The sequence below is a fragment of the Salarchaeum japonicum genome (assembly GCF_049705945.1).
GTDB classification, from domain to species: Archaea; Halobacteriota; Halobacteria; order Halobacteriales; family Halobacteriaceae; genus Salarchaeum; species Salarchaeum japonicum_A.
The window spans coordinates 1706268-1729706 of record NZ_JBNAMV010000004.1; the positions used below are offsets into that span (position 1 = coordinate 1706268).

Annotated in this window: 31 protein-coding genes and 1 tRNA gene; 24 read left to right on the top strand and 8 right to left on the bottom strand. The window is 66.9% G+C overall.

The features are described 5' to 3' along the window. Positions 1 to 29 precede the first annotated feature (29 nt). On the top strand, positions 30 to 1553 hold the full coding sequence (locus tag ACOZ4O_RS11000; protein WP_424525359.1) for an amidohydrolase: 1524 nt from the start codon (positions 30 to 32) through the stop codon (positions 1551 to 1553). 1 nt (position 1554) lies between these two features. Here ACOZ4O_RS11000 and ACOZ4O_RS11005 read toward each other — a convergent pair whose 3' ends face one another. Continuing rightward, positions 1555 to 2337, bottom strand: a complete 783-nt coding sequence (locus tag ACOZ4O_RS11005; RefSeq protein ID WP_424525360.1) for a TrmB family transcriptional regulator — start codon at positions 2335 to 2337, stop codon at positions 1555 to 1557. 110 nt (positions 2338 to 2447) lie between these two features. On the opposite strand from ACOZ4O_RS11005, the gene ACOZ4O_RS11010 reads away from it, so the two are divergent. Beyond that, positions 2448 to 2786 (top strand): DMT family transporter, encoded by a 339-nt coding sequence (locus tag ACOZ4O_RS11010; RefSeq protein ID WP_424525361.1) that lies wholly within the window; start codon positions 2448 to 2450, stop codon positions 2784 to 2786. Here the strand turns inward: ACOZ4O_RS11010 and gpmI are convergent, their stop codons facing one another. Continuing rightward, positions 2787 to 4337: a 2,3-bisphosphoglycerate-independent phosphoglycerate mutase gene (gpmI, locus tag ACOZ4O_RS11015; RefSeq protein WP_424525362.1), complete on the bottom strand. Its 1551-nt coding sequence runs from the start codon at positions 4335 to 4337 to the stop codon at positions 2787 to 2789. It lies immediately after the preceding gene. Between the two features lie 84 nt (positions 4338 to 4421). Here gpmI and ACOZ4O_RS11020 point away from each other — a divergent pair, with 84 nt between their 5' ends. Further along, entirely contained in the window at positions 4422 to 5657 is a 1236-nt protein-coding gene (locus ACOZ4O_RS11020) for a DNA double-strand break repair nuclease NurA (protein WP_424525363.1), read from the top strand. Here ACOZ4O_RS11020 and ACOZ4O_RS11025 read toward each other — a convergent pair. Beyond that, the gene (locus ACOZ4O_RS11025; RefSeq protein ID WP_424525364.1) at positions 5654 to 5989 is read right to left on the bottom strand and encodes a DUF7113 family protein; all 336 of its coding nucleotides are present in this window, start codon (positions 5987 to 5989) and stop codon (positions 5654 to 5656) included. The two genes, ACOZ4O_RS11020 and ACOZ4O_RS11025, sit on opposite strands and share 4 nt — an antisense overlap. 77 nt (positions 5990 to 6066) lie before the next feature. Between ACOZ4O_RS11025 and ACOZ4O_RS11030 the strand changes: the two genes are divergently transcribed. Next, positions 6067 to 7890, top strand: a complete 1824-nt coding sequence (locus ACOZ4O_RS11030; RefSeq protein ID WP_424525365.1) for an ATP-binding protein — start codon at positions 6067 to 6069, stop codon at positions 7888 to 7890. Between the two features lie 43 nt (positions 7891 to 7933). Continuing rightward, positions 7934 to 8359: a universal stress protein gene (locus ACOZ4O_RS11035; RefSeq protein ID WP_424525366.1), complete on the top strand. Its 426-nt coding sequence runs from the start codon at positions 7934 to 7936 to the stop codon at positions 8357 to 8359. A 248-nt stretch (positions 8360 to 8607) separates the two neighbouring features. Here ACOZ4O_RS11035 and ACOZ4O_RS11040 read toward each other — a convergent pair whose 3' ends face one another. Continuing rightward, positions 8608 to 9852: a KaiC domain-containing protein gene (locus ACOZ4O_RS11040; protein ID WP_424525367.1), complete on the bottom strand. Its 1245-nt coding sequence runs from the start codon at positions 9850 to 9852 to the stop codon at positions 8608 to 8610. 120 nt (positions 9853 to 9972) lie between these two features. On the opposite strand from ACOZ4O_RS11040, the gene pyrF reads away from it, so the two are divergent. Beyond that, positions 9973 to 10773 (top strand): orotidine-5'-phosphate decarboxylase, encoded by an 801-nt coding sequence (gene pyrF, locus ACOZ4O_RS11045; RefSeq protein ID WP_424525368.1) that lies wholly within the window; start codon positions 9973 to 9975, stop codon positions 10771 to 10773. Here the strand turns inward: pyrF and ACOZ4O_RS11050 are convergent. Then, positions 10770 to 10976, bottom strand: a complete 207-nt coding sequence (locus ACOZ4O_RS11050; protein WP_424525369.1) for a hypothetical protein — start codon at positions 10974 to 10976, stop codon at positions 10770 to 10772. The two genes, pyrF and ACOZ4O_RS11050, sit on opposite strands and share 4 nt — an antisense overlap. 138 nt (positions 10977 to 11114) lie before the next feature. Here ACOZ4O_RS11050 and ACOZ4O_RS11055 point away from each other — a divergent pair, with 138 nt between their 5' ends. Both ACOZ4O_RS11055 and ACOZ4O_RS11060 read left to right on the top strand, forming a co-directional pair. Beyond that, on the top strand, positions 11115 to 12710 hold the full coding sequence (locus ACOZ4O_RS11055) for a GTPBP1 family GTP-binding protein (RefSeq protein WP_424525370.1): 1596 nt from the start codon (positions 11115 to 11117) through the stop codon (positions 12708 to 12710). Next, a complete protein-coding gene (locus ACOZ4O_RS11060; protein ID WP_424525371.1) occupies positions 12710 to 13024 on the top strand; it encodes a hypothetical protein in 315 nt (104 codons plus the stop codon). Before ACOZ4O_RS11055 ends, ACOZ4O_RS11060 begins: the two co-directional genes overlap by 1 nt. Here the strand turns inward: ACOZ4O_RS11060 and ACOZ4O_RS11065 are convergent. The 3 genes from ACOZ4O_RS11065 to ACOZ4O_RS11075 form a co-directional block, all read right to left on the bottom strand. Next, entirely contained in the window at positions 12988 to 13482 is a 495-nt protein-coding gene (locus ACOZ4O_RS11065) for a hypothetical protein (RefSeq protein WP_424525372.1), read from the bottom strand. The two genes, ACOZ4O_RS11060 and ACOZ4O_RS11065, sit on opposite strands and share 37 nt — an antisense overlap. Continuing rightward, on the bottom strand, positions 13482 to 14408 hold the full coding sequence (gene mch, locus ACOZ4O_RS11070) for a methenyltetrahydromethanopterin cyclohydrolase (protein ID WP_424525373.1): 927 nt from the start codon (positions 14406 to 14408) through the stop codon (positions 13482 to 13484). The genes ACOZ4O_RS11065 and mch overlap by 1 nt, the downstream gene beginning before the upstream one ends. Before the next feature lie 261 nt (positions 14409 to 14669). Next, a tRNA-Gly gene (locus tag ACOZ4O_RS11075) sits at positions 14670 to 14740 on the bottom strand. 213 nt (positions 14741 to 14953) lie between these two features. On the opposite strand from ACOZ4O_RS11075, the gene ACOZ4O_RS11080 reads away from it, so the two are divergent. The 16 genes from ACOZ4O_RS11080 to ACOZ4O_RS11155 are packed head-to-tail and all read left to right on the top strand — an operon-like array spanning position 14954 to position 23439. Further along, positions 14954 to 15805 carry a putative RNA uridine N3 methyltransferase gene (locus ACOZ4O_RS11080; protein ID WP_424525374.1) on the top strand — a complete coding sequence of 284 codons (852 nt, stop codon included), beginning with the start codon at positions 14954 to 14956 and terminating at the stop codon, positions 15803 to 15805. A gap of 4 nt (positions 15806 to 15809) precedes the next feature. After that, complete coding sequence (locus ACOZ4O_RS11085; RefSeq protein WP_424525375.1) at positions 15810 to 16823, top strand: 50S ribosomal protein L3; 1014 nt, start codon at positions 15810 to 15812, stop codon at positions 16821 to 16823. Then, complete coding sequence (rpl4p, locus tag ACOZ4O_RS11090; protein WP_424525376.1) at positions 16820 to 17575, top strand: 50S ribosomal protein L4; 756 nt, start codon at positions 16820 to 16822, stop codon at positions 17573 to 17575. Before ACOZ4O_RS11085 ends, rpl4p begins: the two co-directional genes overlap by 4 nt. Further along, positions 17572 to 17826, top strand: coding sequence for a 50S ribosomal protein L23 (locus ACOZ4O_RS11095; protein WP_424525377.1), 255 nt, complete (start codon positions 17572 to 17574; stop codon positions 17824 to 17826). Before rpl4p ends, ACOZ4O_RS11095 begins: the two co-directional genes overlap by 4 nt. Positions 17827 to 17828: 2 nt before the next feature. Further along, a complete protein-coding gene (locus ACOZ4O_RS11100) occupies positions 17829 to 18545 on the top strand; it encodes a 50S ribosomal protein L2 (protein WP_424525378.1) in 717 nt (238 codons plus the stop codon). A 1-nt stretch (position 18546) separates the two neighbouring features. Next, positions 18547 to 18969, top strand: coding sequence for a 30S ribosomal protein S19 (locus ACOZ4O_RS11105; protein ID WP_227261839.1), 423 nt, complete (start codon positions 18547 to 18549; stop codon positions 18967 to 18969). 2 nt (positions 18970 to 18971) lie between these two features. Beyond that, positions 18972 to 19433, top strand: coding sequence for a 50S ribosomal protein L22 (locus ACOZ4O_RS11110; RefSeq protein ID WP_424525379.1), 462 nt, complete (start codon positions 18972 to 18974; stop codon positions 19431 to 19433). After that, positions 19433 to 20416 (top strand): 30S ribosomal protein S3, encoded by a 984-nt coding sequence (locus tag ACOZ4O_RS11115; protein WP_424525380.1) that lies wholly within the window; start codon positions 19433 to 19435, stop codon positions 20414 to 20416. Before ACOZ4O_RS11110 ends, ACOZ4O_RS11115 begins: the two co-directional genes overlap by 1 nt. Next, positions 20416 to 20613 (top strand): 50S ribosomal protein L29, encoded by a 198-nt coding sequence (gene rpmC / locus ACOZ4O_RS11120; protein ID WP_424525381.1) that lies wholly within the window; start codon positions 20416 to 20418, stop codon positions 20611 to 20613. The genes ACOZ4O_RS11115 and rpmC overlap by 1 nt, the downstream gene beginning before the upstream one ends. Positions 20614 to 20617: 4 nt before the next feature. Beyond that, on the top strand, positions 20618 to 21007 hold the full coding sequence (locus ACOZ4O_RS11125; protein WP_424525382.1) for a ribonuclease P protein component 1: 390 nt from the start codon (positions 20618 to 20620) through the stop codon (positions 21005 to 21007). Next, positions 20998 to 21324, top strand: a complete 327-nt coding sequence (locus ACOZ4O_RS11130; protein ID WP_424525383.1) for a 30S ribosomal protein S17 — start codon at positions 20998 to 21000, stop codon at positions 21322 to 21324. The genes ACOZ4O_RS11125 and ACOZ4O_RS11130 overlap by 10 nt, the downstream gene beginning before the upstream one ends. Continuing rightward, positions 21324 to 21722, top strand: a complete 399-nt coding sequence (locus ACOZ4O_RS11135) for a 50S ribosomal protein L14 (protein WP_424525384.1) — start codon at positions 21324 to 21326, stop codon at positions 21720 to 21722. The genes ACOZ4O_RS11130 and ACOZ4O_RS11135 overlap by 1 nt, the downstream gene beginning before the upstream one ends. A 2-nt stretch (positions 21723 to 21724) precedes the next feature. Beyond that, positions 21725 to 22081, top strand: coding sequence for a 50S ribosomal protein L24 (gene rplX, locus ACOZ4O_RS11140; protein WP_424525385.1), 357 nt, complete (start codon positions 21725 to 21727; stop codon positions 22079 to 22081). Beyond that, complete coding sequence (locus ACOZ4O_RS11145) at positions 22078 to 22779, top strand: 30S ribosomal protein S4e (RefSeq protein ID WP_424525386.1); 702 nt, start codon at positions 22078 to 22080, stop codon at positions 22777 to 22779. Before rplX ends, ACOZ4O_RS11145 begins: the two co-directional genes overlap by 4 nt. Next, positions 22772 to 23293, top strand: coding sequence for a 50S ribosomal protein L5 (locus tag ACOZ4O_RS11150; protein WP_424525387.1), 522 nt, complete (start codon positions 22772 to 22774; stop codon positions 23291 to 23293). The genes ACOZ4O_RS11145 and ACOZ4O_RS11150 overlap by 8 nt, the downstream gene beginning before the upstream one ends. Beyond that, positions 23290 to 23439 (top strand): 30S ribosomal protein S14, encoded by a 150-nt coding sequence (locus tag ACOZ4O_RS11155; RefSeq protein WP_145846467.1) that lies wholly within the window; start codon positions 23290 to 23292, stop codon positions 23437 to 23439. The genes ACOZ4O_RS11150 and ACOZ4O_RS11155 overlap by 4 nt, the downstream gene beginning before the upstream one ends.

The window sequence follows — 23439 nt, forward strand, 5'->3', positions numbered from 1 at the left end:
CTTTGCCCGCGGCCGCCCGACTCCGAGGTATGACCGCCGCCGCCGACCTCGTCCTCACGAACGGCGAGGTGCACACGCTCACCGACCCCGACGAGACCTACGACGCCGTCGCCGTCCGCGACGGCCGCATCGTCCGCGTCGACTCCGACTACGAAATCGACTTCCTGAACGGCGTCGAAACCCGCGAAATCGACCTCGACGGCCGCGTCCTCCTCCCCGGATTCGTCGACGCGCACGTCCACATGGAGACCGTCGGCCGCCACCGCCTCCGCGCCGACCTCCGCGACGCGACCTCCCCCAGCGACGCCGTCGACATCCTCCGTGACTCCGATAGTGACGACGACTGGATTCTCGGCTTCGGGTTCGACGAATCCACCTGGGCGGAGTCGCGCTACCTCACCCGCGACGACCTCGACCAGGTGAGCACGGAGCGACCGGTCGTCGCGTTCCGCGAAGACCTCCACACCGCCGCGCTCAACGGCGTCGCCCTCTCCCGCCTCCGCGACGACCTCCCCGACGGCGACGTGCAAACCGAGAACGGCGACCCCACCGGCGTCGTCGTCGAGGACGCCGCGGAGGTCGTTCGGGAGGCCGTCGAACCCGGGCCCGCGGAGACCGCGGAGCTCCTCGTGGCCGCCCAGCGCGACGCCCACGAGACGGGCGTGACCAGCGTCCACGACATGGTGCGGCGCTCGCACGCCCCCCGCATCTACCGCGAACTCGACGCGTCCGGCGACCTCCGTCTTCGAGTGCGCCTGAACTACTGGAGCGACCACCTCGACGCCGCCCGCGAGGTCGGCCTCCGCACCAACCACGGCAGCGAGTTCGTCCGCACGGGCGCCATCAAGACCTTCACCGACGGCAGCCTCGGCGGCCGAACCGCCAAACTCAGTGACGAGTACGCCGACGGCGACGGCTCCGGCCAGTGGGTCGTCCCGCCGCAGGAACTCCGCGACATCGTCCCCGAGGCCGACGACGCGGGGTTCCAGCTCGCCGTGCACGCCATCGGCGACGAAGCCATCGAGGAGACTATCGACGCGCTCGCCGGCACCGACGACCCCGCGGGGGCGCGCCACCGCATCGAACACCTCGAACTCGCCACCGACGACCAAATCGAGCGAATGGCCGACCTCGGACTCGTCGCGTCGATGCAGCCGAACTTCCTCAAGTGGTCCCGCGAGGGCGGGCTCTACGACTCCCGACTCGGCCCCGAGCGCCGCGACGAGAATAACCGCTTCCCCGCCTACCTCGACGCCGGCGTCCCGCTCGCGTTCTCCTCGGACTCCATGCCCATCGACCCCCTGTTCGGCGTCCACCAGACCGTCAACCCACCCGAAGACACCCAGGAACTCTCGGTTACGGAGGCGCTGCGCGCGTACACGAGCGGCGCGGCGTACGCCGGGTTCGACGAGGGCCGGCTCGGCACCATCGAAGTCGGCAAAAAGGCGGATTTCGCCGTCCTCGACGAATCGCCCTGGGAGAACCCCGCGTCCATCGCGGACATCGACGTGACGCACACCATCGTCGACGGCGAGGCCGTCTACGAGGCGTAGGTCAGTCGAGCGAGTCCGCGTTCTCCCACGCCCGCTCGTACAGTTCGGAGAGCCGCGTGAGCAGGTCGTCGTCCCGCACCTCCACCGCGCCGAGTCGTTCGCCGTCGTCGAGCGGATGGGGGATGTGGACGTACGCGCGCGTCTCGTCCACGAGGTCGAACGTGGCCGTGAGCTCGGTCGTCACGCGAACGTCGACGCCCGCTCGGTCGCGGTAGCGTTCGCGGACTTCCTGCGGTGCGTCCGCGAGCACGCGCTCGTCGATGAGCACGCGAACGTCGTGGTCGCTCGGCAGCGTTTCGTCGAACGCGCCTATCTCGGGCGCATACCGCTCCCAGGGCGCGCCCGCGTACGGTTCCCCCATCGCGGAGCGAACGGTTTCGTTCGCGTCGCCGAACACGCTCCGCGCCAGGGAGACCGCGGCGTCACTCCCCAGTGGCGCGAGCCAGAACTGGCCCCCCGACGGCGGCACCGCCGTGAGTTCGTTCCCCAGTTCAGTCGCGAGGCGTTCGTAGCGCGCCGCGCGCTCGTCTAACTCCCGCGTTCGCTCAGCGAGCAGTCGGTCGGCCGCCGTCTCCGGGTCCACCGCGGCGTACCGCGTCGGGTCGTCGCCGCGCGTCGTCACGAGGTCGCGGGCGACGAGTCCGTTCAGCACGTCGTACACGCGCCCCATCGGCACGCCGCTCGTCTCGGAGACGTCGCGGGCGACGAGCGGTCCGCGTCCGAGCAGGCCGCGGTACGCTTTCTCCTCGTACGCGGACAGGCCGAGCGCCGTGAGCCGTGACATGGTTCACGCTACTCTACGCCGCCGCGAAGTAGGTGGCGGTGTCAATGAACGAACCGGAAGTGGTGCGGCGTTCGGAAACCGATTTTATCCAGTCAGTCGCACAACGACGTATGCGTGCCCCGCTCCTCCTCGTAGCCGCCATCGCCTCAGAAGTCGTTGGAACGACGGCGCTCAAGCTCTCGGACGGATTCACCGACCCCCTACCGTCGCTCGTCGTCGTCCTCGGTTACGGTGCGTCATTCTACGCACTCTCGCTCGTCCTCACCGACCTCCCCGTCGGCGTCGTGTACGCGACGTGGGCCGCGCTCGGCATCGTCGCAACCGCGACCGTCGGCGTCCTCGTGTTCGACGAGACGCTCGACCTCCCGGGCGTCGCCGGAATCACGTTCATCATCGCGGGTGTCGTCGTCCTCGCATTGTTCTCGGACGCCTACACGCCCGCGCACTGACTACCGAAGCAGCGACTCGCCCGTCATCTCCGCCGGCGTATCGATATCGAGCAGCGAGAGCAGCGTCGGCGCGACATCTTCGAGCGCGCCCCCGTCGCGCACGTCGTGGCCGCCGTCGTCGCCGTCCGGGGAGAGGTAGACGAACGGCACGGGGTTGAACGTGTGCGCGGTGTGCGGGTCGCCCGGGGTTCCCATGTCGTCGGCGTTCCCGTGGTCAGCGGTCACCAGCACGTCCGCGTCCGCGTCGTTGAGTTCGGCCGCGAGCCGTCCGAGTTCGGCGTCGACGGCTTCGACCGCCGCCACGGCGGCGTCGAAGTCGCCCGTATGTCCGACCATATCCGCGTTCGCGTAGTTCACGACGAGCACGTCCGCGTCCAGTCGGTCGAGCGCCGCGTCCGTCACGCCCGCGGCGCTCATCTCCGGCTGGCGGTCGTACGTCGGTACGTCCGGGCTCGGGACGATTTCGCGGGTCTCGCCCTCGAACTCGACCTCCCGGCCGCCGTTCAGGAAGTACGTCACGTGCGGGTACTTCTCCGACTCCGCGACCCGATGCTGGGTCAGGCCGTTGTGCGCGACGACCTCGCCGAGCGTGTCGTGCGGCTCGTGCGCCTCGAACGCCACCGGGAAGTCGAACGTCTCGTCGTACGACGTCATCGTCACGATCGGCACGTCGGGCGGATTCGTCTCCACTGGCCACTCGGGGTTCACGTCGCCGAGCATCCGCACGAGCTGGCGCGCGCGGTCCGCGCGGAAGTTGAAGAACACCACCGCGTCCCGTTCGCTCAGCGCGTCCCCGCCGCGGACGACCGTGGGTTCCACGAACTCGTCCGTGTCGCCGCGGTCGTACGACTCGCGGACTGCCGCCACCGCCGACTCCGCGCGATGCATCCCCTGGCGGTCGACGATGGCGTCGTACGCCGTCTTCGTGCGCTCCCAGTTCTGGTCGCGGTCCATCGCGTAGTACCGCCCCGACACCGTCGCTACGTCGCCCGTTCCGTACTCCGTAACGGCCTCTTGGAGCGAGTGGAGGACGGACTCGCCGGATTTGGGTTTCGTGTCCCGGCCGTCCGTGAACGCGTGCGTCGTCGCCGGAATGTCCCGAGATGCCGCGGCCTCGATGAGCGCGTGCAGGTGCTCGTGGTCCGAGTGGACGCCGCCGTCGGAGACGAGGCCCATGAAGTGCACGCGGCCGCCCGTCTCCTCCACGTCGCCGGACGATGTCCGGCTGCGAGCAGAGCCCTGCTCTGCAACGTGGTCGAACGCACTCGCGATGGCGTCGTTCTCGCCGAGTTCACCGGACTCGACGGCGTCGTTGATTTTCGTGTACTCCTGGAGAACCACGCGGCCCGCGCCGATGGTGAGGTGGCCGACCTCCGAGTTCCCCATCTGGCCGCCGGGAAGCCCGACGTTCCGGCCGTGCGTCTCCAGCGTCCCGTACGCTCCCGCATCGGCCAATCGGTCGAAGTTCGGCGTGTCCGCCGACTTCACGGCGTCCAGTCGGTCGTGGTCGCCGAGCCCCCAGCCGTCCAGAATGACGAGCGCCGCATCCATACCTGATAGTCGCGTTCCCCGGGCACGTGTCTTTCCCTTCCGCGCACCGGCGGGGTTTTTGCCGTCGAGGAACGGAACGCGAGTATGACCCTCGACCCCGTCCACTTCGACGGGATTACGGACCTCGTCCGGCGCGTCAGCCACGACATCGACGAGGACGAACACCGCGACCAGGCCGTCCGGGCGTGGAACGCCTACTTCGACCCGCTCTACCGCGACGGCGAGGAAGTGCTCACCCCGCTCTCCGACCGCCGGCGGTACGCCGTCGACATCACGGCCGCCGGCGACCAGCCAGCCCAGTTCGACACCGTCCACGGCCTCGACTCGGGGACGGTGAACCCGCGGACGTTCAAGAACGGCCTCGTGCTCGACATCGCGCAGGCCGCGATGGGCGTCTGCCCGAGCGACACCGACACCCACCGCGCGCGCACCGTCATCACCACCGTCCACCCGACCGACGACAGCGTCGCCATCAGCACGACCGACGACTGGCAGAAACAGGACGAGGGCTACTGGCGCGGCCAGATATTCGAAGCCCCGCGCGTCGAACGCGACGAAACCGCCGTCGTCCACGGCCTCGCGCTCTACCTCGCCGAGTCCGAGCACGCGCTCGAACACGCCGACCGCGTGGGCGACCTCCTCGTCCTCGACGGCCCGCTCTACCCGAAGATAATCGCGAACTGGCTCGACCAGGCCCGCCCGCTCTCCGACCTCCCGCTCGAAGACCCGCTCGTTCAGTCCGTCATCGGGAACTACGTCGACCTCGTCGAGCGATTCGTCGACCGCGGCGTCCCGCTCGCCGGGTTCGTGAAGAACGTCCAATCCCGCGGCATCGTCGCCACGCTCTCGGAGAAGACGAACGCGCCTTGGACGGACGACGCCGCGTTCTTCACGCAGTTGCTCGAACGCCGCGACGGCCGCGACCGGAACACGGACGACCTCACGTACACGAACTGGTTCGTCTCCCGCACCGGCTACGACCGCGAGTTCTCCACGCTCGGCGACCGCCTCAGCCTCGACCTCGATCTCGACCCAGCATCCTACGAGGTCGCGTTCTTCGTCGTCTACGACCCCCGGACGGACGTGCTGTTCAAGGCCGAACTCCCGCGCGCGTTCGCCGAGAACGACGACTGCCGCGAACGCGTGACGAACCACGTACTTGCCGAGGTCGCGCGCGAAGTCGGGCCGCCCGAAGCCATCGGGAAAGCAGACGAACTCGCGCGCATCGGCATGCAGGAGAAGACCGAACTCGTCGGCGCGCTCGAAGACACGCTCGACACCGACTGCCGCTCGACCTACGACGACGAACGCTGGGGTTAGGCCTTGTACTCCCGCATGACCGAGATTTCGACCGTGTCCGGGTCGACGCCGACGCGCGCGAACTGCGTCCGGATGTGCTCGCGGGCCGCGTCCAAGGCGCGCTCCCGGGTGTCGAATCCGCGCGGCATCGGCGACTCGAACGCGACCTGCACCTCGTCACCGCCGATCTTCTGGGTGACGCCACCGCTCTCCACGGTGTAGAACTCGTCGCACACCCAGACGTACGCGGCGTCCTCGTCCGGCGCCCCCTCGAACGACGGCGCGTCCTCGCCGCGCTCGTAGAGCGTCCCGGTCAACGTCGTCCCGCCCGCGGAGCCTTCGACGAGCAACATACGCGAACGAACGCGGGGGAGCGATAAAAACCGCGTGGCAGGGAAGGTTTTAGCCCGTGGCCGCCCACCGCCGAGACATGAGCGACCAGGACCTCGGGGACTTCTCGCCGTCCGGCACCGCGGACGACCGGTCAGCGGACGACCGGACCGCGAACCGCGGTGACGACGCGAACGCGACCGCTGACGCGGACGACGGGTTCGAGCGTCCCGACCTCGATACCGCTGGCAGCGGGGACGGCATCGGGATGCTCGCCGTCTCTCAGGGCCTCCGCATCAGCGAGGAGGAAGGTGAGACGACCGTGCGGGCGTACGTCACCGCCGAGAACCGCTCGGACATCCGCATCGGGAAGTACGTGCTCGCGGACTACCCCGGCCCCGAAACCCTGTTCTGTCGCATCAAGGGCTTGGAGTACGCACAGCGGTTCCACGGGGACGACGCGAACGAGATTCACGCCCGCCGCGCGATGCGCTCGGAGGGAATCGAGGAGGACGACTACCGATTCCTCGCCGACCTCGACCCGCTCGCCGTCCTCTACCCCGACGACGGCGACCTGAAACGCCGGATGCCCGACCGCGTCCCGAAACCCGAGACCGTCGTCAGCGAAGCCACCGAGACCGAACAGATCAAGACCGGACTCAAGATTCCCGAAGACGGCGTCTTCCTAGGGCATCTCTCCGTCGGCGGGGAGAAGGTGCGGACGGCCGCCGAGCCACCGACGATCGACTACCGCGTGAAGGACGACTACGCCGACGGCGACCCGCTCGCCTTCCGCCACACCTTGGTCGCCGGCGGAACGGGGTCCGGGAAGACGCACACGTCGAAGAACGTCCTCCGACAGTACCTCCACGAGGAACGCCGATACGAGATGGCGGACGGCGCGGAGCGGCGGATGGCGGTCGTGCAGTTCGACCCGCAGGACGAGTACGCGCAGATGCACGACGACAACCCCGCCGCCGACCGGGACGACGAGCGGCGCTGGGAGGCCGAAGGCCTCGCGCACGGCGGGCACGACGACACCGTCGCGTTCGTCCCGAAAGTCGGGGACGCCACGTACGCGGCGAGCCACCACCACGCCGAACAGCGCGCGTTCACCGTGCCGTTCTCTATGGTGCGCTCGCGGCCGTGGCTCGTCGCGTCCAGCGACCTGAACGACAACCAGTACAGCGCGCTCACCCTCCTCCTGAAGCGGTTCTTCCGCCAGTACGGGAACGAGGGAACGTACGAGGAGTTCACGTCCTTCCTCGACGACCCCGCGCTGAAGGAGGAACTCGACGAGTCCGGACGCGTGCACGAAGCCACCTACGAGGCCGTGCTGCGGCGCGTCCTCGGGATGCCGAGCGGCGTCTTCGACCAAGACGCGCCGCCGATTACGGACCTCGTGCACGAGTTCGTGCGGCCGGGCGGCCTGTCGGTGGTTCCGACCTACCACGTGAACGACACCCGGGCGACCGAAACCGTCGTGTTGGCGCTCGCGAGCCTCCTCGTCGACCAGAAGCTCTCGAACGACCCCGACTTCGACCGCATCAAGGAAACGCCCCTCTTGGTGGGGATGGACGAGGCGCACAACTTCCTCGCGGACGCCGACAGCGTGCAGGCGCGAAACGTCATCGGGAAGTTCACCGAAGCCGCGAAACAGGGCCGGAAGGAACGCCTCGGCCTGTTCCTCATCACGCAGGACCCGCAGGACATCGCGGACCCCGTGTTCAAGCAGGTGAACACGACGGTCGTGCTCAACCTCGGGGACGAGGACGCCATCAAGAGCGTAAACATCCCGAGCAACCTGGAAGGAAAAGTCCCCTACATGGAGAAGGGACAGATGGTCGTCTACTCCCCCGACAACTCCGAACCCGTCGAAATTGTCGGTCTTCCCACGTGTCTCACCCGGCACGGCCGGGACTGAGTCGGCCCCTATCTTTTTGCCGGCGTCCGCCGAATCGCCGGACATGTCGAAGATACTCGTCCCTATCGATAGCTCCGAACAATCCACTGAAGCGCTCGAATACGCACTGGAGGAGTTCCAGAGCGACGAAATCACGCTCATCCACGTCATCGACCCAATCGAAGCCGGATACACCGCGCAGGCGACGGTTCCCGGCTACAGCGAGGAGTGGTACGAGCAGGCGCAGGAGGACGCGGACACGCTCTTCGAGCAAGCCCAAGAGACCGCCGACGAGTACGGCGTCACCCTCGACACCGTCACCGAAGTCGGCCGACCGTCCCGGACCGTCGTGGAGTACGCGGAGGAGAACGGATTCGACCACATCGTGATGGGGAGTCACGGCCGTAGCGGCGTCAGCCGAATCCTCCTCGGCAGCGTCGCCGAATCCATCGTCCGACGCTCCCCCGTCCCCGTCACTATCGTCCGATAACGCCGCTCTTCGATCGATAGGCTTTCTCGGCTCTTTCTTGCGTACAGGCGACCCGCCGCCTTCCACGGAGTCTGGGCCGCACAACCGCGCGAACCCCGTGGCCGTTCTCACAGCACGCCACCGACTGGTCCCGTTCTCGTATTTGAACATTCACGTCACTTTGCACAGTCCACGTCGCTAGCATCCGCGAGCGAGACGCTCGGAGAGCGCGAGCGAAGCGGTTCGCCGCGACGAACGCAGTGAGTCGCTTAGAAGATGTTCGCCTGCCGGTACACGCTGATTCCCTGGCCGGTGATTTCGTAGGGCTTGGTTTCGCGGGAGTGGTTGGCGTCCCGGATTTTCTGGATTTCGACGGCGAGCCGGGTTTCGCGGAAGTCTTCGGGGCGGATGTAGCGGAGGACGAAGACGGCGTCGGTGAGGTATTCGATGATGCCGTGGCGGGACGCGTAAGGGTTGTTTTCGGCGGCTTCGCTGGTGAGCATAGTGGTGACACCGGCGTTCTTGAGGGCTTTGGTGAAGTCGTAGATTTCGGTGCGGCGGGTGGCCTGGTCGTCGTACATCATCTCGAGGAGGCTGACGGAGTCCAAGACGAGGCGGGTCGCGCCGAAGTCCTCGACGAGCCGCGGGAGTTCGTTCCGGATGCTGGTGAGCGAGTTCGCCATCTCGATGGGGTCGAGGTCGATGACGGCGAGGTCGTCGTTCGCGATGTGTTCGGCGAAGTTCCAGCCTTTCTCGTTCGCGCTGTCGACGATTCGGTCCTGGGTTTCTTCGAGCGTGATGAAGACGGCGCGTTCGCCGTTTTCGAGCGCGCGGTTGAGGAACTGGAGTCCGAACGTGGTTTTTCCGGTCCCGGCGCTCCCGATGGCGACGATGAGGCTGCGTTCGGGGACGCCGCCCTGGACCATGTTGTCCAAGCCTTCGATGCCGAGTTCGACCCGGGGGATGTCGGATTCGAACTCTTCTTCCTCGAAGTCCGTCTCACTGCCACCGCTCTCGAGGTCGAATCCGAAATCACCACCGCCACCGCCGCCACCGCCGCCGCCAAACGCCGCTTCGAAGTCGTCCGTCGTGTCCGTGTCGGCGTCCGCGGTACCGCCGCCACCACCACCGCCGAAGGCACCTTCGAAGTCGTCGGCGTCCGCTTCGGCGGCGTCCCCGCTGCCGAACGCGGCCTCGAAGTCGTCCGTGGTCGGCTCAGTCTCGGCCTCGGTCTCGTTGTCCGTCTCCGAGTCGCTTGCGCCGAACGTGTCCTCAAACCCGCCCGCCGATTCGCTCGACGCGTCCGACGCGCTCGGCCCCTCCTCCGTTTCGTCAGTTTCGTCCTCGCCACTGCTGCCGAACGCGGCCTCAAACTCCTCGGTTCCGGCCGCGTCCCCCGCGCTGTCTTCGTCGGACGATTCTGTGGATTCCGTGGATTCGGACGGCTCTTCGGGTTCGTCTTCGGTTTCGTCGTCCGCGAACGCTCGCTCGAACCAGTCCTCGTCGTCAGCCACCCGTCTCACCCCCCTGGGTGTTCGTGCCGTCCGTCATACCCGAACGAGACAGTCAGAACGCAAAGTAGTTTTGCCCTTGTGGAAGAACGCTTTTCCCGACTGCTGCGAGAGTAGCGCGTGATGGGTTTCTTCGACGACATCGCCGCCCGCATCGACGCCACGGACAGCGTCGTCTGCGTCGGCCTCGACCCCGACCGCGACCGCCTCCCCGACGACGTGCGCGAGAAGGAGTTGCCGCGCTGGGCGTTCAACCGCCGCATCATCGACGCGACGCACGAACACGCGGCGTGCTACAAGCCGAACGCGGCCTTCTACGAGGATTCGAACGGGTGGCGGAGCCTCCGCGAAACAGTCGAGTACGCACACGGAAAGGGCGTCCCCGTCATCGTGGACGCGAAGCGCGGCGACATCGGGAACACCGCCCGCCAGTACGCCGACATCCTCGACTACGCGGACGCCATCACGGTCAACCCCTACCTCGGACAGGACAGCCTCCAGCCGTTCCTCTCGCGGGAGGACGCGGGCGTGTTCGTTCTCTGCCGAACCTCCAATCAGGGCGGCCGGGACTTCCAGAACCTCGAACTCGCGGGGTTCGACGAGTACCTCTACGAGCACGTCGCGCGCCGCGCGAGCGAGTGGAACGAGAACGACAATGTCGGCCTCGTCGTCGGCGCGACCAGCACTGACGAACTCGAAGCCGTTCGCGGCCTCGTCCCCGACCTCCCCTTTCTCGTTCCCGGTGTCGGCGCGCAGGGCGGCGACCCCGAAGCGGCGGTCGAGTTCGGCCTGAACGACGACGGCGTCGGCCTCGTGAACTCCACGCGCAGCATCATCTTCGCCGGCGAGAACACCGACGAGTGGGCGGCCGCCGCCGGCCAGGCCGCGAAACGCCTCAAGAACCGCTTGAACGAGTACCGCTAGCGCGGTTCATCCCAGTCGTCCGGCGACCCGCCGCGGTCGCTCGCTTCCGGCTGCTTGCGGCCGTCACCGTACTGTCTCGCGCACTCCGTGCAGAGCCCGGTCTCGCGGTCGTAGTGGTCGCTGCAGACGACGCGGCCGCACTGGCCGCAGGCGTGGCGCGCGTCCGCGCTCTCACATACTTGACAGACGCCGGTGACGCTCATACGCGAACTACGGAACGCACCGGTTTCAACCCCCGGCCCGAACGGATTGTGTGACATACTGTACCGTCCCTATGAAAGCGGGATAGGAGCGCTCTACCGCGAAGAAAGTTTATAAGCTGTTGTCCCTAATCCGTTCTCATGGGTCTCGACCAGCCCCTCCTCGACCGCGCCATCGAGCACGGCGAGGAGGAGGGCGGGAACGTCGAGTTCAAAGAACGGCTCGCGCGCGACGTCCACCTCGCGGACGGTCGAATGGAGAGCCTCGTGGCGCAACTTCGCCACCGCGTGCTCTCCGGGGACGGCGAAGCCCTCTACGTCGTCGGCGTCACCGACGCCGGCGGCGTCGCGGGAATCCCACCGGAGTCCTTCTCCGAGTCGCTCGACGTACTCAGCCTCCTCGCCGAGGAGGCGAACGCCCACATCGACGACGTGGTGACGCGCGGCACCGACGACGGCGGCCTCGTCGGCGTTGCGACGATTCGCGACGGCAGCCAGCTCGACGGCGGCGACGACCACATCATCGTCGGCACCGCCGGCCACGTCGACCACGGGAAATCCACGCTCGTCGGCAGTCTCGTCACCGGACGAGCGGACGACGGCGACGGCGACACCCGGAGCTTCCTCGACGTACAGCCGCACGAGATTGAGCGCGGGCTGTCCGCCGACCTCTCCTACGCCGTGTACGGGTTCGACGCCGAGGGCCCGCTCCGCGTGGACAACCCGAGTCGGAAGTCCGACCGCGCGGCCGTCGTGGAGTCCGCGGACCGCGTCGTCTCCTTCGTCGACACGGTCGGCCACGAACCGTGGCTCCGCACGACCATCCGGGGCCTGGTCGGACAGAAGATAGACTACGGACTCCTCACCGTCGCGGCGGACGACGGCCCGACGAAGACCACGCGCGAACACCTCGGCGTCCTGCTCGCCACCGACCTCCCGACCATCGTCGCTATCACGAAATCTGACCTCGTGAGCGACGACCGGCTCTTGGAGGTCGAGCGCGAGGTCGAACGCCTCCTCCGGAACGCAGGTCGCAGTCCGCTGCTCGTCGCGCGCCACGGCGTCGCCGCCGCCGTGGACGAAATCAGTGACACGGTCGTTCCGCTCGTGCGGACGAGCGCGGTGACGATGGACGGCCTCGACACCCTCGACAGCCTGTTCGAACACCTCCCGAAGACCAACGACGGCGGCGAGGACTTCCGGATGTACATCGACCGGACGTACAGCGTCACGGGCGTTGGTGCGGTCGCGTCCGGGACCGTGAAGTCCGGGACCGTCGAGGCCGGCGACGAACTCCTCCTCGGCCCGCTCCCCGACGGCTCCTTCACCGAAGTCGAGGTTCGGAGCATCGAGATGCACTACCACCGCGTCGACCGCGCGGAAGCCGGGCGAATCGTCGGCATCGCGCTGAAGGGCGTGCAGGAAGCGGACATCGAACGCGGGATGGTGCTCCTGCCGCGGGACGCCGACCCCGCTCCAGTCCGCGAGTTCGACGCGGACGTGATGGTGCTCAATCACCCGACGCGCATCGACGCCGGCTACGAACCCGTCGTCCACCTCGAAACCGTCAGCGAGGCCGTGCGCGTCGAACCCGAAGACGGCCAACTCCTCCCCGGCGACTCCGGGAGCGCGCGCGTCCGATTCAAGTTCCGGCCCTACCTGGTAGAGGAAGGCCAGCGCTTCGTCTTCCGCGAGGGGTCGAGCAAGGGCGTCGGCACCGTCACCAGCGTCCGCTGATGGAGTTCACGTTCGACGCGGCCGAACTCGTCGCCGGACTCGTCCTCACCGCCGCCGTGGCCGCGGGCGTCTCCATCGTCGCACCCGCCGTGTTCGCGCTCGCCGCCGGCCTTGCACTTGGCCTCCCCTTCTTCGCCGCCGGCGCGGAACTCACCGACCCCTCCCCTAGAGACCGACTGGAGACCGCGACGACCGCGCTCGTCGTCGGCGTCCTTGCCGCCGTGCTCGTCGGGTTCGTCCCCAACTCGATGCGCGTTCCGGCGGTCGTCGGCGCGACCTACCTCTCCGGGTCGCTCGTCGCCGTCACCCGATAACCACCGGACTCCGTTTCCGCCAGACCGAACAAGACGGCCCAGTCCAACAGCCGGCGGACGCGCTCGCGCCACTCGTCCGCCCAGCCCTCGGTCTCCCGCTCCCACCGCGGCACCGCGTCGAACGCCGCGAACACCGCGTCCGCGCTCTGTGGGCGCTCACCGAGCACTTCGAGTACTTCTTGCGCACCGTACACGTTCTCCCGGAACCGCCGCGAGAGGGCGGCGCGACTTGGGTCGTCGTCCACGCGCTCGAACCCCTCGTCGGTCGCCCGCGCGAGCGAGAGCGCGCGCAGGAAGGTGAGCCAATCGGACGCGTCCCCGCGTTCCGTGACGTTCGTCCGCGCGACGACGCGCGCACAGCAGTCGCTCTCCGTCCGCGGGTCGTCCGGCACGGCCGCGTGCACCGCCCACAGTCCGTCGAGCGCGTCCGGCGCGGGCGGAACGGGTTTGTGTCGCACTACAGGAAGCTCTCCGCCAGCACGTCCTCGCGCGTGTCGCCGAGCGCGTACGTCGGCCCGCCGACGACGTTCACGGTCACCTGCGCGGGCGCGAAGTAGCCCTCCGCGACCTCGCTCATCTCCCAGTCCGCGTCCGCGAACACGTCCGCGGAGGGCGCGTCGTACTCGCTCGCCGTCGACGGCAGCGCGTCGAACGCGTCGCTGTCCTCGCGCACCGTGAAGTGCGCCTGTCCGCCGTGGACGACGCTGTCGGTCGTGCGCGCGATGGCTTCCTGCTCGTCGCCCGCGACCGGCGCCACCGGCGCGCTCCCCGTCGCGGACAGCACGTCCTGCGGGTCGTAGCCCGCCTCGAACAATCGGAACAGCGCCATCTCCGCCGGGCGCGCGGCCGCGGAGACGCTCCCCGAGATGCTCGCCGTCGCGTACACGGGCAGGTAGACGCCGTCCGTGTTCACCCCCGCCTCGCTCGCGATACGCTCCGCCACCGCCTCCGTCGGGAGGGCGTCGGACTCGATAGCGAGCACGGTGAGGTCGAACGCGTCCGTGTACCCGAGCGCGCGGAACTCCGCCTCGTCAGCGACCAGCGCGCGCGCCGGCCCCGACCCCAGCCCCTCGAAGCCGTCGAGGGAGAGCTGCCAGCCCGCCTTCTGCGAGCACAACAGCCCGAGCCCCGGGCGGTCGCACGTGAGTTCGACGTGCGGGAACGCCGCGCCCGCGACCTCGTCTATCCGCGTCTGCACCGTCGCCAGCCCCGCGGTCTGGAGTTCCGCCAGCAGGAGTCCGGCCTCCATCCCGCCCTCGAAGTCCACACCGAAGTCGAGGACGGTCGCGCCGTTCTCCAAGTCGAACGCGCCGATATCGAGTTCGTCCGCGAAATCAAGAGCCTCGTCCGCCAGTTCGATGGCCATCCGATTGACGCTCTCCATACACCGCGAGTTCGCCCGTCTCGCCTAAATGGTTTCTCAGTCCCACTCCCGCTGGTCGCCTGACTGGCTCAACGCCCACCTGCCGCATTCACGACCGCAATCACACGCGAAGCAACACAGCAGTCGCTTCGCGGCGTGAGTTAGAGAGAAGTGCGCTGGCTGGGATTTGGACTTCAGTCACTCCGCTCGCGGTCGCTCGCTTCGTTCCTTAGTTCAGAATCCCGTGAGCGATTTCACTGCTCACTTTGTTCGCAGTAGAAGTGCGCTGGCTGGGATTTGAACCCAGGTTGTGACCATGGCAAGGTCACGTGATACCACTACACTACCAGCGCGCGTTCTTCGCATTCCAATCGATGGGGGCGCTACAAATAAGACTTGCGAACCGAACCCGGTGGGGGCGGCGACTTCAGCGCTCGATAGCAGTCGAAACGGTCGCACGGGGCCGTGTGAAGGCGTCTCAGCCTGTCCGGGAGAACGCCATCCTTTTAAGCATCCCGTCGGTAGTCGTGATACAGTCTCGTGTCGAGACGAAGAAGCGATACGGCATGACAGTCAGCGTACTCGTGCCGTCGTCCCTCGTCCGGGAAGCCGAGGACAAACGCGAGGCAACTCGCAAACTCGGCTACGTGGCCCGCGCGGCCGCGGTCTTCCGGGCTGACCGCCTCGTGGTCTTCGATGACCCCGAGGGGGAGAACAACTGGGGCGGCGGGTTCGTCGAAACCGTTCTCCGGTACGCCGCGACCCCGCCATACCTCCGAAAGGAGGCGTTCGGGACGCGGAGCGAACTGGAGTACGCTGGCATCTTGCCGCCGCTCCTCGTGTCGGCATGGACCGGCTCCGAATCGAGCGGTTCGGGGTCGAAACGACAGGGAATCGTGACCCAGGTCGGACCTGAAGGGCGCGTCCGGGTCAATTGCGGCATGCAACACCCGATCTCCCTCCACGCTCCTCCCGGTATGGAGGTCCGTGAGGGAGAGCGCGTGACCATCAGGGTCTCTTCGCGACGACCGGTCCGAGCGAAACTCCTCGACGAAACCCCACCCGGGTTTCAAGTGGTTCGCTCGAACCTCGGCGACGAACTCGACCGTCCCGACGCGGGCTACCGCGTGGCGACATCACGGCACGGCACGCCACTCTCGGCGTCGTCGATGCCGGACGTCACGCGCCGCGTCACCGAGGACGGACTGACCGTCGCGTTCGGCGCTCCCGCTCGGGGCCTCCCCCCGATGCTCGGGATCGACGAATCGACGGTCGAGGAGGCGTCCGCCGACTCAGCCACCCACGCCCCCGGTGGGTTCGACACCTGGCTCAACGTCATCCCGCGTCAGGGCAGCGAGGTAGTGCGAACGGAAGAAGCTCTGTTCGCCGCTCTCAGCTGTCTCACGCTCACGGAGTGATACGATGCCACAACCAAGTCGACCACGAAAAGGCTCGATGGGCTACGGACCCCGTAAGCGGGCAGCAAGTGAAGTGCCGCGCTTCAACAGCTGGCCGAGCGACGACGGGCAGCCGGCCCTGCAGGGCTTCGCCGGATACAAGGCAGGCATGACTCACGTCGTGACGGTTGACGACAAAGCCAACTCTCCTACGGAGGGCATGGAGCAGTCCGTCCCCGTCACGCTCGTTGAAACACCACCGATGCACGCGGCCGCGGTGCGCCTCTACGAGGACACGCCGTACGGCCAGAAGCCGCTCACGGAAGTGTGGGCGAGTGACCTCCACGAGGACCTCGACCGCGTGCTCTCGACGCCGGACGAACCCGGCGACGAGGACGAACTCACGCAGGCGCTCGAAGCCAACGACATCGCGGACGTGCGTGTCATCACGCACACCGTGCCGTCCGAGGTCGCGAGCGTCCCGAAGAAAGACCCCGACGTGATGGAGACGCGCGTCGGCGGCGGTTCCATTCAGGACCGCGCCGACTTCGCGCTCTCCCTCCTCGACGACGGCAGCCACGAACTCGGCGACGTGTTCCGCGCCGGCGAGTTCCTCGACGCCGCGGGCGTCACGAAGGGCAAGGGCACCCAGGGCCCCGTCAAGCGCTGGGGCGTCCAGAAGCGCAAGGGCAAGCACGCCCGCCAGGGATGGCGGCGTCGCATCGGTAACCTCGGCCCGTGGAATCCGAGCCGCGTTCGCTCGACGGTTCCCCAGCAGGGCCAGACCGGTTACCACCAGCGCACGGAACTCAACAAGCGTCTGCTCGACTTCGGCGACGACGCCGCGGCAGACGACATCAACGCTGACGGCGGATTCGTCAACTACGGCGAAGTCAGCGGACCGTACGCCCTCGTAAAGGGGTCGCTCCCGGGCCCGGACAAGCGCGTCCTGCGCTTCCGTCCGGCCGTCCGGCCGAACGAATCACCGCGCCTCGACCCCGAGGTTCGGTACGTTTCCAATAGCTCGAACCAAGGATGACACAGGCAACAGTACGCGGCCTGGACGGCGAGGACGCCGGCACGCTCGACCTTCCGGAGGTCTTCGAGACGCCGTACCGGCCGGACCTCATCAAGCGTGCGGTGCTCGCCGCCCAAGCCAACCGAAAGCAGTCGTATGGAGCGGACGAGTTCGCTGGACTGCGAACGTCCGCGGAGTCGCCCGGTAGCGGTCGCGGGATGGCGCACGTCCCCCAGACGAACGGTCGCGCCGCCCGCGTTCCGTTCGCGGTCGGTGGGCGACGCGCACACCCGCCGAAGGCGGAGAAAGACCACTCGCTCTCCGTGAACGACAAGGAGCGGAAGTCGGCCGTCCGGAGCGCCATCGCGGCGACCACGGACGCCGACACCGTCGCCGAGCGCGGTCACGCGTTCGACGACGACCTCGAACTGCCGCTCGTTGTCTCCGACGACTTCGAGGACCTCGTGAAGACCAAGGAGGTCGTGAGTTTCCTCGAAGCTGTCGGCGCGTACGCGGACGTCGAACGCGCGGACGACGGGAAGACGGTGCGGGCCGGTCAGGGGAAACTCCGCGGCCGCAAGTACCGCGAACCCACGTCCGTCCTGTTCGTCACGTCCAGCGAGCACGGGCCGTCGAAGGCGGCGCGTAACCTCGCGGGCGTCGACGTCGCAACCGCGCGTGAAGTGAACGCGGAAGACCTCGCGCCCGGCACGGAGCCCGGTCGCCTGACGGTCTGGACCGAGAGCGCGGTCGAGGAGGTGGCCGACCGATGAGCGGCATCATCGACTACCCCCTCGTCACTGAGAAGGCGATGAACGACATGGACTTCGACAACAAGCTCCAGTTCATCGTGGACGTCGACGCCTCCAAGCCCGACGTTCGCGAGGAAGTCGAGGAGCAGTACGACGTCACCGTCGAGTCCGTCAACACGCAAGTGACGATGGAAGGCACGAAGAAAGCCATCGTCCGGCTCTCCGAGGAGGACGACGCGCAGGACGTCGCCTCCCGCATCGGGGTGTTCTAAGAATGGGACGAAGAATCCAGGGTCAGCGACGCGGGCGCGGCGGGTCGACCTTCCGCGCGCCGTCGCACCGATACAAGGCCGAACTGTCGCACAAGAAACCCGAGAGCGACGTGCTGTCCGGTGAAGTCGTCGACGTCGAGCACGACCCCGCACGCAGTGCGCCGGTCGCTCGCGTCGAGTTCGACGACGGCGACCAGCGCCTCGTCCTCGCGAGCGAGGGCGTCGGCGTCGGTGACACCCTCGAAGTCGGTGTCTCCGCGGCCGTCGAACCCGGGAACACGCTCCCGCTCGCCGAAATCCCGGAAGGGGTTCCGGTGTGCAACGTCGAGCGTCAGCCCGGCGACGGCGGGAAGTTCGCGCGCTCCAGCGGCGTGAACGCGGACCTCATCACGCACGAGCGTGACGCCGCGGTCGTTCAGCTTCCGAGCGGCGAAATGAAGCGGCTCTCCCCGGACTGCCGCGCCACCATCGGCGTGGTCGCCGGTGGCGGTCGAACGGAAAAGCCGTTCGTGAAAGCCGGGAACAAGCACCACAAGATGAAGGCGCGTGGCACGAAGTGGCCGCGCGTCCGCGGTGTCGCGATGAACGCCGTCGACCACCCGTTCGGTGGCGGTGGCCGCCAGCACCCCGGTCGTCCGAAGTCCGTCTCGCGGGACGCCCCGCCGGGACGGAAGGTCGGGGACATCGCGTCGAAGCGCACCGGCCGAGGAGGCAACTAACATGAGTACGGAATACCGCACCGGCCGCGAGGGTGAGTTCACCTACCGCGGCTACGACCTCGACGAACTCCAGGACATGAGCCTGGACGAAGTCGCGGAACTGCTGCCCGCGCGTACGCGGCGAAGTATCACCCGTGGCCTGACCGACGAACAGGAGAAAGTCGTCGAGAAGGCGCGCGAGAAGTCGCCGGAGGAAACCGCGAACAATCCGATTCGCACGCACCTCCGCGACCTCCCCGTCCTCCCGGAGTTCGTCGGACTGACGTTCTCCGTCTACGACGGACACGAGTTCGAACGCGTCGAAGTGGAGCCCGAGATGATCGGGCACTACCTCGGCGAGTTCCAGCTCACGCGCTCCTCGGTCGAGCACGGGCAGGCGGGTATCGGCGCGACCCGCTCCTCGAAGTTCGTGCCGCTCAAATAACAATGGGTATCAACTACAGCGTCGACACGGACCCGGAGACGACCTCGAAAGCGATGCTCCGCGAGGAGCCGATCAGCCTGAAGCACTCGAAGGCCATCTCGAAGGCTATCAAGGGCAAGACGGCGAGCGAGGCCGAAGACTTCCTCGACGCCGTCATCGCGGAGGAACAGTCCGTGCCGTTCAAGCAGCACAACAGCGGCGTCGGCCACCGAAGCGACATCGACGGCTGGGACGCCGGTCGCTACCCGGAGAAGGCGTCGAAGGCGTTCCTTCGCCTCATCGGGAACGCGAAGAACAACGCCGACCAGCAGGGCTTCGACGCGGACACGATGGTCATCTCCCACGTCGCCCCGCACAAGGTCGGGGAGACGCAGGGCCGCAAGCCCCGCGCGATGGGGCGTGCGACCGCGTGGAACACGCCCGAGGTCGACGTCGAACTCGTCCTCGAAGAGGTGAGTGAATAATGGCAGACGAAGTCGAATTCATCGAACAGGGCCTCCAGCGCTCTCAGATTGACGAGTTCTTCGGTGAAGAGCTCGCGCGCGCTGGCTACGGTGGTATGGAACTCGCGCCCACCCCGATGGGAATCCAGATCGTCCTCAAGGCCGAGAAGCCCGGGATGGTCATCGGGAAGGGCGGGAAGAACATCCGGAAAATCACGACGGAACTCGAGGAGCGATTCGACCTCGAGGACCCGCAGATCGACGTGCAGGAGGTCGACGAACCCGACCTGAACGCACAGATCGTCGCGGACCGTCTCGCCAACGCGCTCGAGCGCGGCTGGTACTTCCGGAAGGCCGGTCACACGACCATCGACCGCATCATGGAGTCCGGCGCACTGGGCGCCGAGATCGTCCTGAGCGGGAAGGTCACCGGTGCCCGGAGCCGCGTCGAGAAGTTCAACCGCGGCTACATCAAGCACAACGGCGAACCCGCCGAGGAGATCGTCGACCACGGCCAGGGTGTCGCGGTGATGAAGCTCGGCACCATCGGTGTGAACGTGAAGATCATCCCGCCGAACGCGGAACTCCCCGACGACTTCGAAATCGCGGAGGACGCCGACATCGAGGACCTCATCGTCGACGAGGAAGACCTCGAAGGCGAGAGCGTTGAGGAACTCCTCGAAGGCGAACCCGAGGACGACGAACTCGGCGGTCCCGAAGGCGAAGCGCCGGGCGAGGACGCCGTCGAGGACATCCCCGACGACGTCGCCGAAGAAGTCATCGACGACGAAGAGTTCGAGGCCGAGGAAGGCGCGAGCTCGACCTCCCCGCCGGACTCCGAGGAGTCCATCGAGGAGGAACTCGACGAACTCGCGGCTGACGTCGAAGCCGACGCCGAGGACGTCGACGAGGAAGACTTCGACGACCTCGAATCCGGCGTCGAGGAGGAAGCCGAAGAACTCCTCGAGGAAATGGACGAGGAAGACGAGGAGGGTGAAGAATAATGGCGATCCTCCACGTCGAAGAAATCCGAGACATGACGCCCGCGGAGCGCGAGGCCGAAATCGACGAGCTCGAGACCGAGCTCCTCAACGCGAAGGCCGTGCAGGCCGCGGGTGGCGCGCCGGAGAACCCCGGCCGCATCAGCGAACTGCGGAAGACGATTGCGCGGATCAAGACGATCCAGAACGAAGACGAATAGCGGGATGCTCACGCCGGAGACCCTCCCGCGACACGAACTCGTCGGCCTCCACGCGGAGGTCGTCGACTCGACCGACCCGTCGCGGGTCGGTATCGCGGGCCGTATCGTCGACGAGACGATGCGAACCCTCCTCATACGCGAGGGGGAACCCGAAGGTTCTTCAGGCGTGAAGCGCGTTCCAAAAGTAGGAACGACGTTAGAGGTCAGACTCACAGATGAACCCGCAGCCGCCCCGAAGGCGGCTGGGACCGCGTCGAAACCCGCCAGTGGCGATCCACATTCGGAGACCCAAACTACGGGCGACGGCGCGGCCTACGTTACGGTGGATGGAGTCGTTCTGCTCTCACGACCCGCGTTGCGAACAGAGAAAGGAGTCAATTCACAATGGCGATAGGACTGAACGTATCCGAGCCCGAAGGCACCTGCGCTGACGAGAGCTGTCCGTTCCACGGAAACCTTTCCGTGCGCGGTCAGGTCATCGAAGGCGAGGTCGCTAGTACGGCCATGGACAAAACCGTCGTCGTCGAGCGCGAATACGACGTATTCGTGCCGAAGTACGACCGGTACATGAAGCGACGCTCGCGCGTCAGTGTTCACGCACCGGACTGCTTCGACCTCACGGAAGGCGACACGGTTCGTATAGCTGAAACCCGACCGCTCTCGAAGACCAAATCTCACGTGGTCGTCGAACTCGTGGAGGGTGAAGACTAATGGAAGCAATCAAGGCAGACGTCACGCAGGGTCTTGAGAAAGGCTCGCTCATCACGTGTGCGGACAACACTGGTGCGCGAGAACTCAAGATCACGAGCGTCGCCGGCTACCAGGGGACGAAGAACCGTCACCCCAAGGCCGGCGTCGGTGACAAGATCACCGTCTCCGTCACGAAGGGGACGCCCGAGATGCGCCGTCAGGTCCTCGAAGCCGTCATCGTGCGGCAGCGCAAGTCCATCCGGCGTCCGGACGGACAGCGCGTGAAGTTCGAGGACAACGCGGCCGTCATCATCGACGACATGGAAGAACCCCGCGGGACCGAGATCAAGGGCCCGATCACGCGCGAGGTCGCGGAGCGCTGGGGAAGCATCGCAAGCACCGCGACGATGATTGTATAGATATGTCTGAACAACCACACAAACAGCGAACTCGATCGGAGCGCGCGAGCCTCCACGAGCGACAGAAGCAGGTCCGCGCCCACCTCGCGGAAGACCTCCGCGAGGAGTACGGTCAGCGTCACGTTCGCGTGAACGCTGGTGACACCGTCGAGGTGCAGCGCGGCGACTTCGCCGGTACGGAAGGCGAAGTCACGAACGTCGACCTTCGCGACGCCTCCGTCTACGTGGAGGACGTGACGGTCGACGCCGCGGACGGCGAAGACGTGCCGCGTCCCCTGGACGCGAGCAACCTCGTCGTCACCGAGCTCGACTTGGAGGACGACGTGCGCGCAGAACGCATCGAAGGTGACAACGAATGACGAAACACCAGAAACGACTCTCCGTTCCGAAGTCGTGGCCCGTCGAGCGGAAGACGGACACGTTCACGGCGAAGGCGACCGCCGGCCCCCACGGGGAATCCGGCGTTCCGCTCGTCGTCGTGCTTCGTGACGTTCTGGAGTACGTGAACACGAAGAAGGAAGCGAAGTACGCCATCAACAACGCGGGCGTGCTCGTCAACGGCGCGACCGTGAACGATGTCAATCGTCCCATCGGGATGTTCGACATCCTCGCGTTCCCCGACCGCGACGAGTACTACCGCGTGTTCCCCGACGAGGGCGGCCGCCTCGGCCTCACGGCCATCGACGAGGACGCCGCCGGCTCGAAGCTTGGGAAGATCGAGGACAAGACGCTCGTCAGCGGTGGCGACGTCCAGCTCAACCTCCACGACGGCCAGAACATCCTGGTCGAGGAAGACGGCTACAGCGGGACCGACTCGGTCGTCATCGACAACGAGACGAACGAGGTCGTCGCGCACTTCGAATTCGAGGAGGGCGCACTCGTCACCGCCGTCGCCGGCCAGCACGCCGGCGAAATCGGCGAAATCAGCGAGATCCAGATCTCTCCCGGCAGCGCGGACAACACCATCATCGTCGACACCGACGACGGGATGTTCGAGACCGTGCAGAACTACGTCGTCGTCATCGACGAGAACTTCGTGGGTGATGACGATGAGTGAAGCCGAGTTCGACAACGAGATGCGCGAACCGCGCATCGAGAAGGTCGTCGTCCACATGGGCGTCGGCCAGGGTGGCCGCGACCTCCAGAACGCAGAGGAAATCCTCGAAGAGATCGCCGGTCAGCAGTCCGTTCGCACCACCGCGAAGAGCACCGAACCCGAGTTCGGGATTCGCCAGGGCGACCCGATCGGCGCGAAGGTCACGCTCCGCGGCGAGGAGGCAGAGGACTTCCTCTCTCGTGCGCTCCCCACTGCCGACCTCACGGAATCCAAGTTCGACAAGACTGGGAACGTGAGCTTCGGCGTCGAGGAACACACGGACTTCCCGAGCCAGGAGTACGACCCGAACGTCGGGATTTACGGGCTTGACGTCACCGTCAACCTCGTTCGCGGCGGCTATCGCGTGTCGAAGCGCGATACGCGCACGCGACAGATCCCGTCGAACCACCGACTGACGCCCGAGGACGCCATCGCGTTCCTCGAAGCGAACTTCGACGTCGAGGTGGACGCATGAGCGACGAACACGAAGAAACCGGTCAGTCCCACGAGTGCCGCCGCTGCGGCCGCAATCAGGGTCTCGTCGGGAAGTACGACATCTGGCTGTGCCGACAGTGCTTCCGCGAGATCGCTCGGACGATGGGATTCAAGAAGTACAGCTAA

Excerpts from the sequence above, each read along its gene's own strand:
- ACOZ4O_RS11000 (WP_424525359.1), top strand. The coding sequence starts at position 30 with ATGACCGCCGCCGCCGACCTCGTCCTCACGAACGGCGAGGTGCACACG.
- ACOZ4O_RS11005 (WP_424525360.1), bottom strand. The coding sequence starts at position 2,337 with ATGTCACGGCTCACGGCGCTCGGCCTGTCCGCGTACGAGGAGAAAGCG.
- ACOZ4O_RS11010 (WP_424525361.1), top strand. The coding sequence starts at position 2,448 with ATGCGTGCCCCGCTCCTCCTCGTAGCCGCCATCGCCTCAGAAGTCGTT.
- gpmI (WP_424525362.1), bottom strand. The coding sequence starts at position 4,337 with ATGGATGCGGCGCTCGTCATTCTGGACGGCTGGGGGCTCGGCGACCAC.
- ACOZ4O_RS11020 (WP_424525363.1), top strand. The coding sequence starts at position 4,422 with ATGACCCTCGACCCCGTCCACTTCGACGGGATTACGGACCTCGTCCGG.
- ACOZ4O_RS11025 (WP_424525364.1), bottom strand. The coding sequence starts at position 5,989 with ATGTTGCTCGTCGAAGGCTCCGCGGGCGGGACGACGTTGACCGGGACG.
- ACOZ4O_RS11030 (WP_424525365.1), top strand. The coding sequence starts at position 6,067 with ATGAGCGACCAGGACCTCGGGGACTTCTCGCCGTCCGGCACCGCGGAC.
- ACOZ4O_RS11035 (WP_424525366.1), top strand. The coding sequence starts at position 7,934 with ATGTCGAAGATACTCGTCCCTATCGATAGCTCCGAACAATCCACTGAA.
- pyrF (WP_424525368.1), top strand. The coding sequence starts at position 9,973 with ATGGGTTTCTTCGACGACATCGCCGCCCGCATCGACGCCACGGACAGC.
- ACOZ4O_RS11050 (WP_424525369.1), bottom strand. The coding sequence starts at position 10,976 with ATGAGCGTCACCGGCGTCTGTCAAGTATGTGAGAGCGCGGACGCGCGC.
- ACOZ4O_RS11055 (WP_424525370.1), top strand. The coding sequence starts at position 11,115 with ATGGGTCTCGACCAGCCCCTCCTCGACCGCGCCATCGAGCACGGCGAG.
- ACOZ4O_RS11060 (WP_424525371.1), top strand. The coding sequence starts at position 12,710 with ATGGAGTTCACGTTCGACGCGGCCGAACTCGTCGCCGGACTCGTCCTC.
- mch (WP_424525373.1), bottom strand. The coding sequence starts at position 14,408 with ATGGAGAGCGTCAATCGGATGGCCATCGAACTGGCGGACGAGGCTCTT.
- ACOZ4O_RS11080 (WP_424525374.1), top strand. The coding sequence starts at position 14,954 with ATGACAGTCAGCGTACTCGTGCCGTCGTCCCTCGTCCGGGAAGCCGAG.
- ACOZ4O_RS11085 (WP_424525375.1), top strand. The coding sequence starts at position 15,810 with ATGCCACAACCAAGTCGACCACGAAAAGGCTCGATGGGCTACGGACCC.
- rpl4p (WP_424525376.1), top strand. The coding sequence starts at position 16,820 with ATGACACAGGCAACAGTACGCGGCCTGGACGGCGAGGACGCCGGCACG.
- ACOZ4O_RS11095 (WP_424525377.1), top strand. The coding sequence starts at position 17,572 with ATGAGCGGCATCATCGACTACCCCCTCGTCACTGAGAAGGCGATGAAC.
- ACOZ4O_RS11100 (WP_424525378.1), top strand. The coding sequence starts at position 17,829 with ATGGGACGAAGAATCCAGGGTCAGCGACGCGGGCGCGGCGGGTCGACC.
- ACOZ4O_RS11105 (WP_227261839.1), top strand. The coding sequence starts at position 18,547 with ATGAGTACGGAATACCGCACCGGCCGCGAGGGTGAGTTCACCTACCGC.
- ACOZ4O_RS11110 (WP_424525379.1), top strand. The coding sequence starts at position 18,972 with ATGGGTATCAACTACAGCGTCGACACGGACCCGGAGACGACCTCGAAA.
- ACOZ4O_RS11115 (WP_424525380.1), top strand. The coding sequence starts at position 19,433 with ATGGCAGACGAAGTCGAATTCATCGAACAGGGCCTCCAGCGCTCTCAG.
- rpmC (WP_424525381.1), top strand. The coding sequence starts at position 20,416 with ATGGCGATCCTCCACGTCGAAGAAATCCGAGACATGACGCCCGCGGAG.
- ACOZ4O_RS11125 (WP_424525382.1), top strand. The coding sequence starts at position 20,618 with ATGCTCACGCCGGAGACCCTCCCGCGACACGAACTCGTCGGCCTCCAC.
- ACOZ4O_RS11130 (WP_424525383.1), top strand. The coding sequence starts at position 20,998 with ATGGCGATAGGACTGAACGTATCCGAGCCCGAAGGCACCTGCGCTGAC.
- ACOZ4O_RS11135 (WP_424525384.1), top strand. The coding sequence starts at position 21,324 with ATGGAAGCAATCAAGGCAGACGTCACGCAGGGTCTTGAGAAAGGCTCG.
- rplX (WP_424525385.1), top strand. The coding sequence starts at position 21,725 with ATGTCTGAACAACCACACAAACAGCGAACTCGATCGGAGCGCGCGAGC.
- ACOZ4O_RS11145 (WP_424525386.1), top strand. The coding sequence starts at position 22,078 with ATGACGAAACACCAGAAACGACTCTCCGTTCCGAAGTCGTGGCCCGTC.
- ACOZ4O_RS11150 (WP_424525387.1), top strand. The coding sequence starts at position 22,772 with ATGAGTGAAGCCGAGTTCGACAACGAGATGCGCGAACCGCGCATCGAG.
- ACOZ4O_RS11155 (WP_145846467.1), top strand. The coding sequence starts at position 23,290 with ATGAGCGACGAACACGAAGAAACCGGTCAGTCCCACGAGTGCCGCCGC.